At 71.3% G+C, this 15,857-nt stretch carries 12 protein-coding genes; 4 read left to right on the top strand and 8 right to left on the bottom strand.

What is annotated here, in order from left to right; translation table 11 throughout:
* Positions 1–20 precede the first annotated feature (20 nt).
* The 3 genes from AC3ANS_RS17440 to AC3ANS_RS17450 form a co-directional block, all read right to left on the bottom strand.
* Positions 21–1,814, bottom strand: a complete 1,794-nt coding sequence (locus tag AC3ANS_RS17440) for an ABC transporter ATP-binding protein (RefSeq protein WP_488292841.1) — start codon at positions 1,812–1,814, stop codon at positions 21–23.
* Between the two features lie 60 nt (positions 1,815–1,874).
* On the bottom strand, positions 1,875–6,764 hold the full coding sequence (locus AC3ANS_RS17445) for an NAD-glutamate dehydrogenase (RefSeq protein ID WP_488292842.1): 4,890 nt from the start codon (positions 6,762–6,764) through the stop codon (positions 1,875–1,877).
* Positions 6,765–6,903: 139 nt separating this feature from the next.
* The gene (locus AC3ANS_RS17450) at positions 6,904–7,707 is read right to left on the bottom strand and encodes a tryptophan 2,3-dioxygenase family protein (RefSeq protein ID WP_488292843.1); all 804 of its coding nucleotides are present in this window, start codon (positions 7,705–7,707) and stop codon (positions 6,904–6,906) included.
* 72 nt (positions 7,708–7,779) lie between these two features.
* Here AC3ANS_RS17450 and AC3ANS_RS17455 point away from each other — a divergent pair, with 72 nt between their 5' ends.
* Positions 7,780–8,259, top strand: a complete 480-nt coding sequence (locus AC3ANS_RS17455) for a DUF2505 domain-containing protein (protein ID WP_488292844.1) — start codon at positions 7,780–7,782, stop codon at positions 8,257–8,259.
* A complete protein-coding gene (locus tag AC3ANS_RS17460) occupies positions 8,259–8,741 on the top strand; it encodes a DUF2505 domain-containing protein (RefSeq protein WP_488292845.1) in 483 nt (160 codons plus the stop codon). Before AC3ANS_RS17455 ends, AC3ANS_RS17460 begins: the two co-directional genes overlap by 1 nt.
* Here AC3ANS_RS17460 and AC3ANS_RS17465 read toward each other — a convergent pair.
* From AC3ANS_RS17465 to AC3ANS_RS17480, 4 genes are all read right to left on the bottom strand, one after another.
* The gene (locus AC3ANS_RS17465) at positions 8,726–8,932 is read right to left on the bottom strand and encodes a hypothetical protein (protein ID WP_488292846.1); all 207 of its coding nucleotides are present in this window, start codon (positions 8,930–8,932) and stop codon (positions 8,726–8,728) included. The genes AC3ANS_RS17460 and AC3ANS_RS17465 overlap by 16 nt on opposite strands.
* On the bottom strand, positions 8,932–10,560 hold the full coding sequence (gene pruA, locus AC3ANS_RS17470) for an L-glutamate gamma-semialdehyde dehydrogenase (protein WP_488292847.1): 1,629 nt from the start codon (positions 10,558–10,560) through the stop codon (positions 8,932–8,934). Before pruA ends, AC3ANS_RS17465 begins: the two co-directional genes overlap by 1 nt.
* A gap of 457 nt (positions 10,561–11,017) precedes the next feature.
* On the bottom strand, positions 11,018–11,371 hold the full coding sequence (locus tag AC3ANS_RS17475) for a DUF6912 family protein (RefSeq protein WP_488292848.1): 354 nt from the start codon (positions 11,369–11,371) through the stop codon (positions 11,018–11,020).
* Positions 11,368–12,819, bottom strand: a complete 1,452-nt coding sequence (locus AC3ANS_RS17480; RefSeq protein ID WP_488292849.1) for a WS/DGAT/MGAT family O-acyltransferase — start codon at positions 12,817–12,819, stop codon at positions 11,368–11,370. The genes AC3ANS_RS17475 and AC3ANS_RS17480 overlap by 4 nt, the downstream gene beginning before the upstream one ends.
* Before the next feature lie 79 nt (positions 12,820–12,898).
* On the opposite strand from AC3ANS_RS17480, the gene AC3ANS_RS17485 reads away from it, so the two are divergent.
* Both AC3ANS_RS17485 and AC3ANS_RS17490 read left to right on the top strand, forming a co-directional pair.
* Entirely contained in the window at positions 12,899–13,291 is a 393-nt protein-coding gene (locus AC3ANS_RS17485) for a hypothetical protein (protein WP_488292850.1), read from the top strand.
* 11 nt (positions 13,292–13,302) lie between these two features.
* Positions 13,303–14,622, top strand: coding sequence for a hypothetical protein (locus AC3ANS_RS17490; RefSeq protein WP_488292851.1), 1,320 nt, complete (start codon positions 13,303–13,305; stop codon positions 14,620–14,622).
* Here AC3ANS_RS17490 and AC3ANS_RS17495 read toward each other — a convergent pair.
* The gene (locus AC3ANS_RS17495; protein WP_488292852.1) at positions 14,601–15,857 is read right to left on the bottom strand and encodes a CpaE/TadZ family protein; all 1,257 of its coding nucleotides are present in this window, start codon (positions 15,855–15,857) and stop codon (positions 14,601–14,603) included. The two genes, AC3ANS_RS17490 and AC3ANS_RS17495, sit on opposite strands and share 22 nt — an antisense overlap.

Genomic DNA, 15,857 nt, shown 5'->3' on the forward strand with positions numbered 1-15,857 from the left:
GGCGCTGCCCGGGTCCGTGCTCACGCGGCGCCCCCCTCCGCGTCGGCGTCCTCGAGGCTCTCGGCCGCGAGCAGCTCCTGGTACGCCGGAACGGTGGCGAGCAGCTCGCGGTGGTCGCCCACGTGGGTGATCGTGCCGTCCTGGAGCAGCGCGACCTTGTCGGCGAGCAGCACCGTGGAGGCGCGGTGCGCGACCACCAGCCCCGTGGTGTCGGCGAGCACCCGGCGCAGGGCCTCCTCGACGAGCTTCTCGGTGTGGACGTCGAGGGCGGAGAGGGTGTCGTCGAGCACGAGTACCTGCGGTCGGGCGAGCACCGCCCGGGCGAGGGCCAGGCGCTGGCGCTGCCCGCCGGAGAGCGCCATCCCCTGCTCACCGATCCGGGTGTCCAGCGCCCACGGGAGGTCCTGGGCGAACCCGGCCTGGCTGACGTCGAGGGCGGACTCGATCTCGTCCTCGGTGGCGTCCGCGCGGCCGAGAGTGAGGTTCTCTCGCGCGCTCATCGAGAACAGCGTGGGCTCCTCGAACGCGGTCGCGACCAGCTGGCGCAGATGACCGAGCCGCAGCTCGCGGACGTCGACGCCGTCGATGGTCACCCGCCCGCCGGTGACGTCGTAGAGGCGCGGCACCAGCGCGGTCAGGATGGTCTTGCCGGACCCGGTGGCACCGACCAGCGCGACGGTCTCGCCGGGGGCGATGTCGAGGTTGACGTCGCGCAGCACGACCTCGTCGGGAGCGTCCGGGAACGCGAAGTCGACGTGCTCGAAGCGCACGTGCCCGCGCGGGTGCTCGATCTCGCGGGTGCCGGTGACGATCGCGGGGGCGGTGTCGAAGATCTCCAGGATCCGGGCGCTCGAGGTCATCGCCTCCTGGGCCATCGCCAGGATCACGCCGAGCGAGGCGACCGGCCAGACCAGCGAGAGCATCAGCGTGATGAACGCGACCAGCTCGCCGGGCGTGAGGTAGCCCTTGCCGACGCCGATCGAGCCGAGCAGCAGGACGACCACCACCGCGAGGTTGGGGATCACCTCGAGGAACGTCCAGAACTTCGCCGACAGCCGGACCTTGTCCATGCTGGTGGCGTGCAGCCTGCGCGCGGCCGCTTCGTACTGCCGCGAGACGTGCTCGCTGCGACCGAACGACTTGATCACCCGGATGCCGACCGCGCCCTCCTCGGCGAGCGTGGCGAGGTCGCCCTGCTCGTCCTGGACCCGGCGCGAGACCAGCACGTAGGACTTCTCGAAGCGCATCGAGAGCCACACGATCGGCGCCGCGGTCGCGGCCACGACGAGCCCGAGGGGCCAGTACATCTCCAGCAGCACGACGGTGACGATCGTGAGCTGGAGGATGTTGGTGATCAGGAAGATCAGCCCGAAGCCGCTGAACCGGCGGATCGCCGAGAGGTCGGTGGTGGCACGCGAGAGCAGCTGACCGGACTGCCACTTGCTGTGGAAGCTCATCGGCAGCTGCTGGAGGTGGTCGTAGAGGTCGCCGCGCATGGCGGTCTCGAGGTCGAGCACCGTGGTCGACTGCACCCACCGCCGCCACCAGATCAGCACCGCCTCGAGCACGCCGAGCGCGAGCGCGAGCAGCCCCAGCCCGATCAGCCCGCGCGAGTGGTGGTGGGTGATCGGGCCGTCGATCATGGCCTTGGTGACGAGCGGGATCGCGATCGAGAGGCCGACCCCGCCGAGCGAGGCCGTCAGCATGATCGCCAGGGACAGCGCGTGCGGGCGGAGGTAGCCACGCAGGCGCCACAGCGAGTGGACCCCGGCGGGCGGGTCCTGGTCGGGGGCGGGTCCGAGATCGTCAGGCATCGTTGATCGATCCTAGGTCGACCCACCGACACCGAGCGACGGGATATCCCGCCCAGAGGCTCACCCGGTCGCGATCAGCCCCCGGACCACCCGCAGCCCCACGGAGAGCCGCGCGAGGTCGGCCGCGTCGTCGGCGCAGATCTCCTCGAGCGTCCCGGCCGCCCGCGACACCAGCACCTCGTCGGCCTCCTCCCACGCGGCGATCCGCGCCGGGGCGGAGTCGTCCGGGGAGGTGGTGGCGAGCACCTGGGCGGTGAGCTGGGTGTGCACGTCGTGCAGGTCGTCGCGCAGGGAGGCGCGGGCCATGGTCTGCCAGCGGTCGTCGCGCGGCAGGCCGAGGATCCGCTGCACCAGCGAGGAGAGACCGAGGCGCTCGCCGAGGGCGAAGTGCACCCGGGCGACGTCCTCCGGCGCGAGCTTCTCCCGGGCCGCGACCTCGGCGACGCCGAGCAGCATGTACGCCGGCGGGAGGACCGCCACCCGGCTCGCCAGGTCGGCGGGGACCCCGTCGGCCTCGAGGCGGGCGCGCCGGTCGTCGTACGCCGTGAGCTCGCGGCCGGTCATCAGCTCCGGCAGCCGCGCCATGGTCTGCTGGACCGGCCCGGCGAACTGGTCGACGGTCCGCTGGCTGTCCATCGGCGGGCGCCGGTTGTTGACCAGCCACCGCGAGGCCCGCTCGACCAGCGTGCGCATCTCCAGGCGCATCCGGGTCTGCACGGCCGCATCGAGCTGGTTGTCCAGCGCGGCCAGCTCCTCGCGCAGCGGCAGCGACCCGAAGATCTCCCGCGCCACGAAGTTGGCCCGGGTCAGCTCGGCGCCGGTCGCCCCGGTCTCGCCGGACAGCCGCGGCCAGAACGTGATGCCGGCCCCGTTGACCAGGTCGTTGACGACCTGGGTCACGATGATCTCCCGGCGCAGCGGGTGCTGGTGGACCTGCGGCTCGAAGCCCTCCTGGATCTGCCGCGGGAAGTACGCGCGCAGGTCCTGGTCGCAGTAGGGGTCGTCGGGCAGCTCCGAGGTCAGCAGCTCCTCGGCGAGCGCGATCTTGGTCCAGGCGAGCAGCACGGAGTGCTCCGGCGTGGTGAGGCCGGCGCCGCGGTCGAGCCGGCGGCGTACCTCCTTGCTGTCGGGCAGGCCCTCGAGCTCGCGGTTGATCAGTCCGTCGTGCTCGAGCTTGCGCATCCAGTCCTCGTGGACGTGCAGCATCGGGCCGGCGTTCGCGGCGGCGTTCGCTAGGGCGAGGTTCTGCTCGTAGTTGTCGCGCAGCACCAGGTCGGCGACCTCGTCGGTCATCGCGGCGAGCAGCGTGTTGCGCTGCTCCTCGGTGAGGTCGCCGCCCTTGACGACGCGGTCGAGCAGGATCTTCAGGTTCACCTCGTGGTCGGAGGTGTCGACGCCCGCGGAGTTGTCGATGAAGTCGGTGTTGATCCGACCGCCCCGCACCGAGCCCGCCGAGCCGAGGCCACCCTCGAGGGCGTACTCGATGCGGCCCAGCTGGGTGAACCCGAGGTTGCCGCCCTCGCCGACGCACCGGGCGCGCAGGGCGCGGCCGTCGACGCGGATGCCGTCGTTGGCCTTGTCGCCCGCCGCCGTGTGCGGCTCCGTCGAAGCCTTCACGTAGGTGCCGATGCCGCCGTTCCAGAGCAGGTCGACCGGCGCGAGCAGGATCGCGCGCATCAGCTCGGCCGGCGTCATCGTCTCGACGCCGGCGTCGATGCCGAGGGCCCGGCGTACGCCGTCGTTGAGCTTGATCTTCTTCAGCGCGCGGGAGTAGACCCCGCCGCCCTCGGAGATCAGGGAGTGGTCGTAGTCCTGCCAGCTCGAGCGCGGCAGCTCGAAGAGCCGCTTGCGCTCGGCGTACGACGTGGCCGCGTCGGGGTCGGGGTCCAAGAAGATGTCGCGGTGGTCGAAGGCCGCCACCAGGCGGATGTGCTCGGAGCAGAGCATGCCGTTGCCGAACACGTCGCCGGACATGTCGCCGATGCCGACGCAGGTGAAGTCCTCGGTCTGGCAGTCGACGCCGCGCTCGCGGAAGTGCCGCTGGACCGCGACCCACGCGCCGCGGGCGGTGATGCCCATCGCCTTGTGGTCGTAGCCGACCGACCCGCCGCTCGCGAACGCGTCACCCAGCCAGAAGCCGTAGTCCTTGGCCACCCCGTTGGCGATGTCGGAGAACGTCGCGGTGCCCTTGTCGGCGGCCACCACGAGGTAGGAGTCGTCGCCGTCGTGGCGCACGACCTGCTCCGGCGGGACGGTCTCGCCGTCCACGAGGTTGTCGGTGATGTCGAGCAGCCCCGAGATGAACGTCTTGTAGCAGGCGATGCCCTCGGCCATCCACGCGTCGCGGTCGGACGGGTCAGGCAGCTGCTTGCAGAAGAACCCGCCCTTCGCGCCCACCGGCACGATCACGGTGTTCTTCACCATCTGCGCCTTGACCAGGCCGAGCACCTCGGTACGGAAGTCGTCGCGCCGGTCCGACCAGCGCAGACCGCCGCGGGCGACCGCGCCGAAGCGCAGGTGCACGCCCTCGACGCGAGGCGAGTACACGAAGATCTCGAACCGGGGCCGCGGCTCGGGGAGGTCCGGCACCCCCGAGGGGTCGAGCTTGAACGAGATGTAGGGGCGTACACCGCCGCCCCGGGGTGTCTGGAAGTAGTTGGTGCGCAGCGTGGCTCGGATGTGCGCGAGGTAGGAGCGCAGGATCCGGTCGTGGTCGAGGCTCGCGACGTCGTCGAGCGCCCGGGTGATCCGCTCCTCGATCTCAGCGGCGCGGTCGTGGTCGGCCGACGGGTCGAAGCGGATCTCGAAGAGCAGCACCAGCAGCCGGGTGATGTCGACGTTGCTGCCCAGCGCCTCGTGGATGTAGTCGAGCGCGAACGGCGCGTTGCCCTGGCGCATGTACTTCGCGTAGGCGCGCAGCACGGTCGCCTGCCGCCAGGTCAGCCCGGCGCCGAGGACGAGCGAGTTGAACCCGTCGATCTCGTTGCGCCCCTCCCAGACCGCCCGGATCGCGTCCTGGAACAGCTCGCGGGAGTCGTCGGGCAGGGCGCGGCCGTAGCGCAGCCCGAACTCGTAGATGTACGTCGGGCGGCCCAGCCCGTCGAGCTCGTAGGGTCGCTCGTCGACCACCTCGACGCCCATCGAGGACAGCATCGGCAGGACCTCCGAGAGCGAGAGCGCCGGCCCGATCCGGAACACCTTGAGCCGGGCCTCGCCCTGGCCCGCATGGAGGTCCTGGTAGAGCGAGAGGTCGATGCCGGCACCGGTCTCACCGACCGCCACCGCCTCGAGCCGACCCAGGTCCGTCGCGCCGATCCGCGGAGCGAAGTCCTCCTTGTACGCCTCGGGGAAGGAGTCCTGGTAGCGCCGGACCATCCACGCGCCGAGCTCCTCGCCGTACTCCTCGAGCACGGCGGCCGCGAAGTCGTCGCGCCACGAGCGCGAGGCCTCGGTGAGCCGGCGCTCGAGGTCGGCGGTCTCGACCTCGTGGATCGTCGAGCCCTTCGGCGGGTGCACCACGAAGTGGACGCGGGCGGTCGTCGACTCGGTGAGGCGCACGGTGAACTCCACCGTGTCGCCGCCGAGGCTCTGGCGCAGCAGGTCGGAGAAGCGCTCGCGGACCGCGGTGTTGTAGCGGTCGCGCGGCAGGTAGACGAGCACCGACACGTAGCGGCCGTAGGTGTCGCGCCGGATGAACATCTTCAGCTGCCGCCGCTCGCGGGCGTGCATGGCGGCCTCGGCCATCGGCGCGAGCTCGTCGACCGAGGTGTGGAAGAGCTCGTCGCGCGGATAGGTCTCGAGGGTGTCCATCAGTGCCTTGCCGTCGTGGCTCTGCGGCGAGAACCCGATGCGCTTGAGCACGGCGGCGGCCCGGTCGCGCAGCATCGGGATCCGGGTCAGCGACTCGGTGTAGGCGGCGCTGGAGAACAGCCCGAGGAACCGCCGCTCACCGACGACCTCGCCGTTCTCGAACTTCTTGACCCCGACGTAGTCGAGGTAGGCCGGGCGGTGCACGGTCGAGCGCGAGTTGGCCTTCGTCAGCACCAGGAGCGTCTTCTCCCGCGCCTTCGCCGCGGCCTGAGGGGGCAGCTTGCCCGAGGAGGTCGACATGTCCTGGTCGGGGCGCAGGATGCCCAGGCCGGTGCCCGGCACACCCCGCAGGTGCTCGCCGTCGTCCTGCCGCTCGAGGTGGTACTCCCGGTAGCCGAGGAACGTGAAGTGGTCCTCGGCCAGCCACTGGAGCAGGTCGCGCGCCTCGCGGGCCTCCTCGCTGTCGACCGTCTCGGGCGGGTCGACGGTCAGCTCGTGGACGATGTCGGCGACCTGCGCGTGCATCTTCGACCAGTCCTCCACCGACTCGCGCACGTCACGCAGCACGCGCTGGATGGCGTCCTCGATCTCGCGGACGTCGTCGCCCTCGGGGATCCGGTCGATCTCGACGTGCATCCACGACTCGCGGGCGAACTCCCGGCCCGACCAGCCGAGCTCCTCGGCCTCGTCGTCGACCGGTCGCACCTCACGCAGGGCGCCGGTGATGTCGCGGACCACGTCGAAGAGCGGGTGCACCACCACGTGCACGTCGCGCCGCTGGCGCGAGAGCTCCATCGTCAGGGAGTCCACGAGGAAGGGCATGTCGTCGACGACGACCTCGACGACGGAACGGCGCGAGGCCGACCAGCCGGCATCGCCCGGACCGGGGGTCAGCACCCGCACGCGGGCCGTGCCCTGGGGGCGCTGGCCCGCGAGCTCGTAGTGCGACGCGAACGCGCCGTACAGGTCCGCGTCGGAGCGGTCGCCCACGTCCTCGGGCGCGACGTGGCGGTAGTACGTGCGGATCAGCTCGGCGACGGTGTCCTGCGGCGGACCGCCCGGATCGTCGCTCTTGCGCGCCAGGGCGATCGCCCCGGCCAGCAGCTCGGACAGGTCCTGCTCACGCGTCGTCGTTGACACGGGACCGACACTAGGCCGCGGTCCTGGTTACCCACCAGTTGGGACCGTCGAGTCGGGACTTCTGACCGTCGAGTCGTGACTTCTGGCGATCGAATCGGGAGTTTCCTCCGGACTCGATCGTCAGAGGTCCCGACTCGACTCAGAGGTCGCTGCGCACGCCCCACAGCAGCGGGTAGTACTGCACGGGCAGCCGCGACCGGAGGTACGTCGAGCCGCTGGACCCGCCGGTGCCGGACTTGCTGCCGATCATCCGCTCGACCATGACGACGTGCCGCGCGCGCCAGTGGGCTGCGAGCTCGTCGTGCTGGAGGAGCGCCTCGGACAGCGCCCAGACGACGGCGTACCGGGACCGGTCGTGCGCTGCGGTCCGCACCGAGGTGATGACGTCCTCGTCGGAGTCCGCCGGCAGGTCGAAGGAGCGCAGCACCGCGAGGAACGCGTCCCACAGCGTCGGCTCGGTGAGCCGGGCGTCGAGCCGCTCCTTCTCCCCCGGCGTGATGCCGCGGAACCGCTTGAGGTACGCCGGGTCCTTCGCCCCGGAGAGGAACTCCAGCTCCCGGAACTGCACCGACTGGAACCCGCTCGCCGGGGCCAGCCGCTGACGGAACTCCAGGAAGTCCTGCGGCGTCATCGTCTCGAGCACGTCGACCTGCTGGACCAGCACCCGCTCGATCACGTGCACCCGGGTCAGCAGGTGCTGCGCCCACCACAACCGTCCGCCGGCCTCGCCGCCGAGCATCGCGTCGCGAGCCGCCGAGACCTCGTGGAGCAGCTGCTTGAACCACAGCTCGTAGACCTGGTGGATCGTGATGAACAGCAGCTCGTCGTGCGCCGGTGGGTCCGACTCGAGGTGCTGGGCGTCGAGAAGCTGCGGCAGCCGCAGATAGCTGCCGTAGGTCAGCTGGGCACCCTGCTCCCCGAAGGAGACGAAGTTCTCGCTCATGGTGCGCACCCTAAGGGTCCATGCGCCCTGTGCCCCAGGCGCCGATCCGCGAGACGCGGGCATGATGTCCCCATGAAGTTCCGACACGAGCTGCACTACGACGCTCCGCCGGCCGCCGTCTTCGAGATGCTGGCCGACCCCGCGTTCAGGGAAGCCGCCTGCGCCGCCCAGGACGTGATCTCCGCCGAGGTCACCCTCGAGCGCGACGGCGACGGATTCTCGCTGACCGCCGACCAGCTGCAGCGCACCGACGACCTGCCGTCGTTCGCCCGTACCTTCGCGGGGTCCTCGACGCGGGCCGTCCAGCGCGAGCAGTGGACCGACCCGACCGGCGGCACGCTCCAGATCGACACCCCCGGCAAGCCCTCGACGCTCAAGGGCACGATCACCCTGCAGCCCGAGGGCTCCGGCACCGTGGAGGTCGTCGAGCTCGAGATCAAGGTGAAGGTCCCGCTGATCGGCGGCAAGCTCGAGAAGCTGCTCGGCGACAAGGTTGCGGCGGGCATGGACGCCGAGCACGGCGTCGGCATCGACTACCTCGCGGGCCGCTGATGTCGCGGCACCTGCACCACCAGATGACGTACGACGCGCCGCTGACCCGGGTGGTGGAGATGCTCGCCGACCCCCGGTTCCGCGAGGCGGTCTGCGAGTACCAACACGTGCTCCGCGCCGACGTGGAGGTCGACCGGTCGGGCGACACGATGACCGTGACCGTCGAGCAGGTGCAGCACACCGAGCGGATCCCGGCGTTCGCGAAGAAGTTCGTCGGCGACGAGATCGACATCGTCCAGCGCGAGGAGTGGTCGGCGCCCGACACCGCCGAGCTGCACGTCACGATCCCCGGCAAGCCCGGTCACATGGACGGCACGATCACGCTGGTGGAGACCGACGGCACCACGGTCGAGACCGTCGAGGTCGAGATCAAGGTCAACCTCCCGCTCGTCGGCGGGAAGATCGAGGGATTGGTCTCCGACCTGCTCCGCAAGGCGTTGGTGGCCGAGGAGCGGGTAGGGCACGACTACCTGTCGGCCTGATGCTCCTCGCCCGGGCCGGCGCTCGTGTCCCCGCTGGTCGCCCCGCTCGGCTGCTCGCTCATCTCGGCGCGGCGGTCGGCCCGTCGCCGCAGCCACACCACGAGGGCGAGGAGCGCGAACGGGCCGAACGCCAGCACCAGGGTGAGCACCTGCTCGACCGGGTGCAGCGGCCCCATGTGGAGGGGGATCATCAGCCGAGGTAGGGGTAGCGGTAGTCGGTCGGCGGGACGAACGTCTCCTTGATCGACCGCGGCGAGGTCCAGCGCAGCAGGTTGGACGCCGCACCGGCCTTGTCGTTGGTCCCGCTGGCCCGGCCACCGCCGAACGGCTGCTGGCCGACGACCGCCCCGGTGGGCTTGTCGTTGATGTAGAAGTTGCCGGCCGCGAACCGCAGCTCGGCCTGCGCCCACGCGATCGCCCGGCGGTCCTGGGCGATGATCGAGCCGGTCAGGGCGTACGGCGAGCTCGACTCCATCGCCCGGACGACACGCTCGAAGTCGCCGTCCTCGTAGACGTGCACCGCGAGGATCGGCCCGAAGTACTCGGTGCTGAACATCTCGTCGGTCGGGTCGCCGCCCTCGATCACGGTCGGGCGCACGAACCAGCCGACGGAGTCGTCCAGGGTGCCGCCGGCCAGGACGTCGAGCTTGCGCGAGCGCTTCGCCCGCTCGATCGCGGCCTTGTGCTTGACGAAGGCACGCTCGTCGATGACCGCTCCCATGAAGTTGGAGAAGTCGGTCGGGTCGCCGACGGTGATGCCCTCGACCTCGGAGAGGAACGAGTCCTTGAGCTTCGTCCACACCGAGCGGGCGACGTAGGCACGCGAGGCGGCGGAGCACTTCTGGCCCTGGTACTCGAACGCGCCGCGGATCATCGCCGTGCGCACCACGTCGGGGTCGGCCGAGGGGTGGGCGACGATGAAGTCCTTGCCGCCGGTCTCACCGACGATCCGCGGGTAGGCGCGGTAGCCCTCGATGTTGTCGCCGACCTGGCGCCACAGCTGCTGGAACACCCGGGTAGAGCCGGTGAAGTGGATGCCGGCCAGGTCCGGGCTGGCGAGCGCGACCTCGGAGACGTCGGCACCGTGGCCGGGGAGCATGTTGATGACACCCGGGGGCATGCCGGCCTCCTCGAGCAGCTCCATCGTGAGCGACGCGGCGAGCTGCTGGGTGGCCGAGGGCTTCCAGATGACGGTGTTGCCCATCAGCGCCGGCGCCGTCGGCAGGTTGCCGGCGATCGCGGTGAAGTTGAACGGCGTGATCGCGTAGACGAAGCCCTCCAGGGGCCGGTGGTCGGTGCGGTTCCACACGCCTGGGCTGTTGCGGATCGGCTGCTCGGCCAGGATCTGGCGGGCGTAGTGGACGTTGAACCGCCAGAAGTCGATGAGCTCGCAGGCGGAGTCGATCTCGGCCTGGAACGGCGTCTTGGACTGACCCAGCACGGTCGCGGCGTTGATCCGCTGTCGCCACGGTCCGGCCAGGAGGTCGGCGGCCTTGAGCATGATCGCGGCCCGGTCGTCGAAGTCCATGTCGCGCCACGCGGGTGCGGCGTCGTTCGCGGCCTTGATCGCGGCCCGGGCGTCGGCCTGGGTCGCGCACTTGAGGGTGCCCAGCACGTGCTGGTGGTCGTGGGGCTGGACGACCTGGACCTCGACCCCACCTCCGGCCTTCCACCGGCCGCCGACGTAGGCGCGCAGGTTCTTCTGCTTCTTCTCCTGCTTGGCGATCTCCGCGGTCAGGGCCTCCCGTTCGGGGGTGCCCGGCGCGTAGGTCAGGTTCGGCTCGTTGGTGGGGGCCGGCGGGGTGGTGACAGCGTCCATGCCTGCGAGCGTAGCGAGCGGTTCGGGCGGCCGCCGAGTCGGCGCTACTGCACACCCACCCCGCCGAGTCGGCGCAACTGCACACCCCAGCACACCGAGTCGGCGCAACTGCACACCCCACCCCGCCGAGTCGGCGCAACTGCACACCCCACCCCGCCGAGTCGGCGCAACTGCACACCCCACCCCGCCGAGTCGGCGCAACTGCACACCCCACCCCGCCGAGTCGGCGCAACTGCACACCCCACCCCGCTGAGTTCCGCACCGAGGCGCGCAGACACGCCGACTCGACCCCCACACGCGCGCAGACACGCCGACTCGACCCCCACACGCGTGCAGACACGCCGACTCGACCCCCACACGCGTGCAGACACGCCGACTCGACCCCCACACGCGTGCAGACACGCCGACTCGACCCCCACACGCGTGCAGACGCGCCGACTCGGCACGCCAGACGCGGTCAGAACAGGTGGGGGATCTCCTGGGTGGCGAACCAGCCGAGGTCGTCGTCGGGGTCGGCGTTGGCCGGGCGGTCCTCGGTGTCGGCGTGAACGGCAACCACCCGCTTGAGCGGGATCGTCCAGCCGGCCTGGGGCTCGGCCTCGAGCTCGGCGACCACCACGACCCGCGGACCGGGGCCGGCGACCAGTCCCGCAGAGACGGATGCCGCGGTCATCAGCGCGTCGTACTCCGCCTCCTCGTCGTCCTCGGCACCGTCGACCACCACGACGTCGTCGGTCACGACGAAGGCACCGTCGGCGTGCTCCGCACGCAGCCGGTCGATCGTGGTCGGCAGGTAGACCCGGACGCTCACGACTTCTCCTCCGGAGGCTTGCGCTTCTTGCGACCACGCGGGACCCGCTCCCGGCCACCGGACGCGGAGTCGACGAGCTCGTCGAGGGCGTCACGGACGCACTGGCCGAGGAGATCGGCGTCGGACAGCATGTCGCGGTCGGCGGTGAGGCCGTAGTAGACGTGGCCGTCGTACGACGTCACGCCGATCGCCAGCGGATGCCCCTCGAGCAGCGGAGGGACGGGGTAGGTGGCGACCATCCGGGCCCCGGCGGCGTAGAGCGGGGCCTGCGGTCCGGGCACGTTGGTGACACTGAGCTGGTAGCCCCGGCGCCGCTCGACCGCGGCGACCCGGGAGCCGACCGCGTGGAAGGTCGCGGGCGCGAAGCCGGAGATGCTCGCGATCCGGCTCGCCGCGACCGCCCGACCCGTGTCCTTGTGCGCCTGGAAGGAGTAGGAGACCTGGTGGAGGCGGACGACGGGGCTGGCCTCCCACACCGGCAGGTCCACGAAGTGCGCGGCGATCTGGCTGCCCAGCGAGGTCGCCTCGAGCTCGTCGTCGATCACCGAGATCGGCACCATCGCGCGCACCTGACGGATGCCGCGCATCGACTCCCCCCGGGTCATCAGCCACGCGCGCAAGGCACCGGTGACGGTCGCGAGCACCACGTCGTTGACGGTGCCGCCGTGGGCCTCGCGAACCTTGCGATAGTCGGCCAGGTCCGTGCGGACCACCACCACCCGACGCTGCTGGGACAGCGGCCCGATGATCGGCGAGTCTCCGCTGGGGGTGCGGTTGGCGAGGGCGTCGACCACCCGGGCGGTGGACCGGGCGGTCGCCGCGATGCCCCGCAGCACGCTGCCGGTGGTGCTGCGCACCGTGTCGACCACGGTCTCGGGCTCGGTCAGCGACTCGCGCACGGCCGCGGCCATCAGCCCCAGCGGCGAGGGCCGGCTGTGCGCCCGCCACCCGTCGCCGCCCAGCTCCTTGGGCGCGGGCGACTTGTCGAGCAGCACCTGCCCGAGGTCGACGGTCTCGATGCCGTCGACGAGCACCTGGTGGGACTTGGAGAGGATCGCGACCTGGCCGTCGGCAAGTCCCTCGATGAAGTACATCTCCCACAGCGGCCGGCTCCGGTCCAGCGGGCGCGACACGATCCGCGACACCAGGTCACGCAGCTGGTCGAGGCTGCCCGGGCGGGGCAGCGCGGAACGGCGTACGTGGTAGCCGATGTCGAAGTGGTCGTCGTCGACCCACACCGGGTTGGCCATCCGGCCCGGCACGGGCTGGACCCGCTGCCGGTAGCGCGGCACGAAGGCGATGCGGTCCTGGACGAGGCCGACCAGCCGTCCGTAGTCGAAGCCGGACGTGCCGGGCTCGAAGATCTCGACGGTCGCGTTGTGCATCGGCGTCGACGGTGACTCCTCGGCCAGGATGGCCACGTCACGCGGACGGAGCCTCTCGGTCATGGGGTCCCTTTCGTCGCGCCGCCGGGGGCGGCGTCCCGGGCGTTGGTGGGCCGTGCGATTCTGACAGACGTTACAGACGTTGACGCCGCCCGAGCAGAAGGACTGGATGATGCGCCGTACCGTGGCCTCCCTGGCCGTACTCCTGTGTGCCCTGACCGCTCTCACCGCATGCGGTGGCAGTGACTCCCCCGACAAGGCCGACACGGGGCCCAAGGTCATCGAGATGACCGTCAAGGGCGACAGCGTCACCCCCAACGGCGAGCGGGTCGAGGTCGCCGTCGGGCAGGACGTCGAGCTGAAGGTCACGGCGGACGCGCCCGGCGAGATCCACGTGCACTCCAGCCCCGAGCAGGAGTTCGAGTACGACGCGGGCGAGTCGACCGTGACGATCAAGGGCATCGACCAGCCGGGCATCGTCGACGTCGAGTCGCACACCCTGGACAAGGTGATCGTGCAGCTCGAGGTCCGATGAGGGACTGCTGAGTGGACGGCATCACCCTCGCGCACGGGATCGGCGGCGCCAAGGACCTCCCGATCTCACCGGAGCTCGCGATCGCCGGCGCCAGCGCGGCGCTGGTGGTCTCGTTCACGGTGCTGGCCGTCGCCTGGCGCCAGCCGCGGTACGACGCCGCCACGAGCGGCCGTCCGGCGCCGGCACTGGGCTCGATCGTGGACTCCGCCGGTTGGCGGATCGCGTGCCGCGTCTTCGGGTTCGTGGTGTTCCTCTACGCCGCGATGGCCGCCGTGTTCGGCAAGGACCTGGTGACCAACCCGATCTTCGGCATCTTCTACGTGTGGTGGTGGGTCGGCCTGGTGCCGCTCTCGCTGCTGCTGGGCCCGGTGTGGAAGGCGATCAGCCCGGTCCGCACGATCAACCTGGCCTTCGCGAAGGTCTCGGGCAGCGATCCCGAGCGCGGGCTGCTGGTCTATCCCGAGCGGCTCGGCTACTGGCCGGCGGCGTTGGGACTGTTCGCGTTCGTGTGGATGGAGCTCGTCTACCCGTACTCCACCGAGCTCGGCCCGGTGCGCCTGTGGTGTGCGGGGTACGTCGCGGTGATGCTGGTCGGAGGCGCGCTGTTCGGCAACACCTTCTACGCGCGCGCCGACCCCTTCGAGGTCTACTCCACGCTCGTCTCGCGGCTCTCGCTGTGGGGCCGGCGCGACGGGGCCCTGCTGGTGCGCAGCCCGCTCGCGAACCTGGACACGACGCCGGTGCGACCGGGCCTGGTGGCTGTGGTCGCGGTGCTGTTCGGCAGTACCGCGTTCGACTCCTTCAAGGACTCCAGCCGCTGGCTCTCGTTCGTCCAGGGCCACGACACCTCGCCGTACCTGCTCAACAACCTGGCGCTGCTGACGTTCTGCGTGGGCGTGGGGCTGATCTTCGCGCTCGGCTGCGTGCTCACCGGCCTGGGGGACGACCTGCGCCGCAGCGAGCTGCCCGATCTGCTGGCGCACTCGGTGGTGCCGATCATCGTCGGCTACATCGTGGCGCACTACCTGAGCTACCTGGTGTCGGTCGGCCAGCTGACCCTGATCCAGGCGAGCGACCCGTTCAGCGACGGCAGCAACTACCTGGGCACCGCGAACCTCCACCTGTGGTCCTGGTTCTCCTACCACCCCACGTTCCTGGCCAACCTCAAGGTGCTCGCGGTCGTCACCGGCCACGTGCTGGGCGTGATCGCGGCCCACGACCGGGCGATCAAGATCCTGCCGCCGCGTCACCAGCTCACCGGGCAGCTGCCGCTGCTGTTCGCGATGGTGGCGTTCACGGTCGGCGGGCTCTACCTGCTGTTCGCCGCCTGAGCCTCGGCCCGGTGCTGGGGCACCGCGGCCAGCGCGTCGACCAGCTGCGCGACCGCCCGGCCGAGTGGTGAGTCACCGACCTCGACGAGCGTGCGGCCGGTGACCAGCGCCCGGTCGGCGGTCGCCTGGTCCTCGGGGAGGAAGTGCAGCCCGGCGACCCGAGCGAACCCGCTCACCATGCCCGCGACGTCGCGCTCGGACCAGCCCAGCGTGGGACGCATCCGGTTGACGACCACGTGGACGGGTCGACCGCCCGTCACCTCGCGCAGCTCCACCAGCCCGCGGGCCAGCCGCGAGAGCCCGACCGGGTCGGCGCCGCCCACGACCACCACCTCGTCGGCGACCTCGAGCGCACCGAGCGTCATCTGGTTGCGACCGGGACGGGTGCCCAGGTCGGGCACGGCGTCTTCCTCGAGGCTGAACCCGGTGTCGACCACCACGTCACCGTGCTCGCGACCGACCTCGAGGAGGTGCTCGATCACACCGGTCCGCATCTCGACCCAGCGGTCGCCCCGGGGCAGGCCGGTGACCACGCTCAGGTGCGGGTCGATGCCGCGTTGCACGGAGGCGAAGCGCTCCTCGAGCTGGCCCGAGGGAGCCAGCCGAGCCGCCGAGAGCAGCCCCGAGACCTCGTCGAGGATGCCGAGCTGTTGCGCCACGGCGCCGCCGTACGGATCCGCGTCGACCAGGACCGTACGCCGGCCTCGGCGGGCCGACTCGGCCGCCAGCGCGGTGGCCAGCGTGGTGCGTCCCGGCGCTCCGGCCGGGCCCCAGACCACGACGACCCGGCCGGCGACCGTCGGCGCCGGCGGCGGCCCGCTGGGCGGCGGCCCGAGCACCGGCGGGGGCGGAGGTCGCACGGCGGTGGCAGGGGCCTCCGGGGCGAGCACGGCGTCGGGCAGGGTGCCGAGATCGTCGTCGTCGACCACCCGGTGGATGCCGATCCGGGTGGCGCGCAGGAGGCCGCCGTCGAGCGTTGCGCCGCCCGGCGCGATCGCGACCGGGCGTACGCCGTGCTTGCGGAGCAGCTCGACGGCGTTGCGGTCGAGGCCGGGGGCGTCGAGCCCGAGCACCGCGACGTCGGCCTGCCCGGCGGTCGCGGCGGCGAGCAGGTCGTCGACGTCGACGCAGCGCTTCAGCACCACGATCCCCGGGTGCTCCCCGAGCCGGCGCAGGACGTCGGGCTCCCACGCCGCGCCGGAGGCGACGATGAGCACGAGCGCGCGGTCGGGCAC

The sequence above is a fragment of the Nocardia sp. 149-1B genome, from assembly GCF_057747975.1.